Origin of the sequence: Methylocaldum sp. (assembly GCF_039794385.1) — a bacterium.
Classification (GTDB): domain Bacteria; phylum Pseudomonadota; class Gammaproteobacteria; order Methylococcales; family Methylococcaceae; genus Methylocaldum.
The window spans coordinates 1-3368 of sequence record NZ_JBDIVO010000436.1 but is presented as its reverse complement, the minus strand read 5'-3'; the positions used below and the strand labels follow the sequence as shown (position 1 = coordinate 3368).

General features: G+C 58.0%; 3 protein-coding genes. 2 read left to right on the top strand and 1 reads right to left on the bottom strand.

Annotated elements, in window-relative coordinates; translation table 11 throughout:
- Positions 1–1617: class I tRNA ligase family protein (locus tag ABJK70_RS22285; RefSeq protein ID WP_347259170.1), on the top strand; the 1617-nt coding region annotated here is incomplete at its 5' end.
- Positions 1618–1621: 4 nt separating this feature from the next.
- Entirely contained in the window at positions 1622–2098 is a 477-nt protein-coding gene (gene lspA, locus ABJK70_RS22280) for a signal peptidase II (RefSeq protein WP_133717956.1), read from the top strand.
- A gap of 210 nt (positions 2099–2308) precedes the next feature.
- Here the strand turns inward: lspA and ampD are convergent, their stop codons facing one another.
- Positions 2309–2893: a 1,6-anhydro-N-acetylmuramyl-L-alanine amidase AmpD gene (gene ampD, locus ABJK70_RS22275; protein ID WP_077732080.1), complete on the bottom strand. Its 585-nt coding sequence runs from the start codon at positions 2891–2893 to the stop codon at positions 2309–2311.
- Between the last annotated feature and the right edge of the window lie 475 nt (positions 2894–3368).

Below are 3368 nucleotides of genomic sequence, written 5' to 3'. Positions count from 1 at the left end.
GCGCGCATCGAGCACAGCTATCCGCACTGCTGGCGGCACAAGACGCCGGTCATCTTCAGAGCGACGCCCCAGTGGTTCATCGCCATGGACAAGAACGATCTTCGCCGCCAGGCCCTGGAAGAAATCCAGAAAGTGGAATGGATACCCGATTGGGGGCAGGCGAGAATCGAAGGCATGGTCGGCAACCGGCCCGACTGGTGCGTCTCCCGGCAGCGGAACTGGGGCGTGCCGATCGCCTTGTTCGTCCACCGCGAGACCGGCGCCCTGCATCCCCGCACCGAGGACCTGATCGAAGCGGTCGCGCAACGGGTCGAGGAACGCGGAATCGATGCGTGGTTCGATCTCGACCCCGCGGAATTGTTGGGCGAAGAGGCTGCGCAGTACCAGAAGATCAACGACACGCTGGATGTCTGGTTCGATTCGGGCGTCAGCCACTTCTGCGTGCTGGATCGGCGGGAGGACCTGCATTCGCCGGCCGATCTGTACCTCGAAGGCTCGGACCAGCATCGCGGCTGGTTCCAATCGTCCTTGCTCGCTTCCGTGGCGATCCGCGACGCCGCGCCGTATCGGCAGGTGCTGACCCACGGCTTCACCGTGGATGCGGAAGGCAAGAAAATGTCGAAATCCAAGGGCAATGTCGTGGCTCCGCAGAAAGTGATGCAGAACCTCGGGGCGGATATCCTGAGGCTTTGGGTCGCGGCAACCGACTACCGGGCCGAGATGAGCGTTTCCGACGAGATTCTGAAACGCACGGCGGACGTTTACCGGCGGCTGCGGAATACCGCCCGCTATCTGCTCGCGAACATGAGCGGCTTCGACCCGGAGCGGCATTCGGTCGAACCCGAAAAGATGCTGGCGCTCGACCGCTGGGCGGTGGACCGGGCTTTCCGTCTCCAGCAGGAAATCGTCGAAGCCTACGAGACCTACCAGTTCAACCTGGTCTATCAAAAGGTCCACAACTTCTGTTCCATCGACCTGGGCAGCTTCTATCTCGACGTGCTGAAGGACCGCCAGTACACCTGCCGCGAGGACAGCCTGCCGCGGCGATCCGCACAAACCGCGATGTACCACATCGCCGAGGCACTAACCCGCTGGCTGGCGCCCATCCTGAGCTTCACGGCCGATGAAATCTGGCGTCATTTGCCCGGCAAGCGGAGCGAATCGGTGTTTCTGGAGACCTGGTACGAGGGACTGTTCCCGCTGGACGAATCCTCTCCGTTCAACCGCGAGTTCTGGGATTTCCTGCTCAAAGTCCGCGAGGCGGTGAGCAAGGAACTGGAAGTACTGCGGGTGCGCGGCGAGATCGGCTCGTCCCTGGACGCCGAAGTCGAGCTTTACGGCAGCCAACCGATTCTCGAACGGCTTGCGCCTATCGAAAGCGAGCTTCGATTCTTGTTCATCACTTCGTATGCGAGCCTTCGGCCCGAAGGGGACAGCGGCACGCTTCCGACGGGGATCGAGGGACTGGAGCTGAAAGTTCGGGCTTCCGATAAACCCAAATGCGTACGCTGCTGGCATCACCGCGAGGACGTCGGCAAGCACCCCGACCACCCCGAGCTTTGCGGCCGCTGCGTGGAGAACGTGGCAGGACAGGGCGAAACCCGTCTTTACGCCTGATCTCATGTTGAATTGGCTTTGGCTTTCCGCGCTGGTCGTCGGCCTGGACCAGCTCACCAAGCAACTGGTCGATCGCTCGATGGAACTTTACGAGTCGGTCGGCCTGCTGCCTTTTTTTCAGCTCACTTACCTACGCAACCAGGGCGCCGCGTTCAGCTTTCTGAGCCAAGCCGGAGGATGGCAGCGGTGGTTCTTCATCGGCCTGGCCGTCATCGCCAGCGGCGCTATCTGCTATTGGCTGAGCCGGCTCGGCAAGGGCCAACGTTGGGAAGCCGCGGCCTGGGCGCTGGTTCTGGGCGGCGCGCTGGGCAATCTCATCGATCGCATCATTTACGGATACGTTATCGATTTTCTCGACGTGTTTTATGGAGAATGGCACTGGCCGGCCTTCAACGTGGCCGATTCCGCGATCACCATAGGCGTAGCGATGCTGCTGATCGACTCCGTGAGACCGCGACAGTCGACGGCCAGCCTGGTGTAGACCTATTTGCCGGCAAGGGATTGCCGGCCTATAAACGATAGCCAAGTAGGTCGGGAATCCTTTCCCGACACAACGGACGGGCAATCGGCTTCGCATGCAAAAGATTTCCGACCTGCTGGATCATAGACCGGAACAAGCCCAGCATTCCCGGAGTAAGGCGCATTTACCGGGAACGGCTATCGCCTCATCCCCGCCTACGACGGTTTCACCTCAGACGAGAATGCCTCTGCCTCCGGTCGGCTGAAAACCTCTTGCGGACAGCAAGCGGTAAACCCTTTCCCAATCGAAACTCGGGCCCGGATCGGTTTTTCGCCCCGGAGCGATGTCGCTGTGACCGACGATCCGGTCCGGCGACAAGCCCGGATAATTCGCCAGCAAGGCGGAGAGCAAATCGGCCAGGTGCTCGTATTGCCGGTCGGTATAGGGAATATCGTCGGCCCCTTCCAACTCGATGCCGATCGAGAAATCATTGCAGCGCTCCCGCCCCTCGTAGTTCGAAATCCCGGCATGCCAAGCGCGCCGGTGGAACGGAACGTATTGAACGATCTCGCCGTCGCGGCGAATGAGCGCATGGGCCGATACCCGAAAGCCGTGTATGCGCTCGAAATAAGGGTGGGCAGTCGGTTCCAAGGTATTGGTAAACAAACAGTCGATCCAGTTGCCGCCAAACTCGCCCGGAGGCAAGCTGATGCCATGTATCACCACCAGCGAAATATCCCCTGAATCGGGCCTGTCGTCGCAATTGCAACTCTCTAGCCGCCTCGCGTTTGCCAGCCAGTTATCGATTATCTTCATTTTCCAAACCGAGTTGTAAATCGTCGAGAATTCGTCCTGTCCGCCGAGTATATCTACAAGACAATCTGTCCGCTTTCGGTTTTGTGGGTCGAGTCACGATATAAAAAAGACTTTCCCTTTAAAGTAAGTCCCGCGACGAATATAAAGCGCATTGTAAAAACCGAGTATAGAGTTATCGCAATGTGCGACACCGAAAATCATCATCGATTGCTACCGGTCCGGCAACGCATAGACTGAAACGGATTCAGTAAAGCTACAACACATTCGATATACCTTAAGCCGCGATTTTTCGAGGTACAGGTCGAAACCTTTCCGATTCGAAATCGGCCGGCAAAAATAATAATCCCGACAGAAATGTTTCGACTTGAAAACAGAGTTCTTAAAGATAACAAGAACCGTGTCGGCCATGATAAAAAAGAAGCTGTTTCTTTTCATGGTACGCTACATACCGAATATACGACTCGGTATCCCGCGA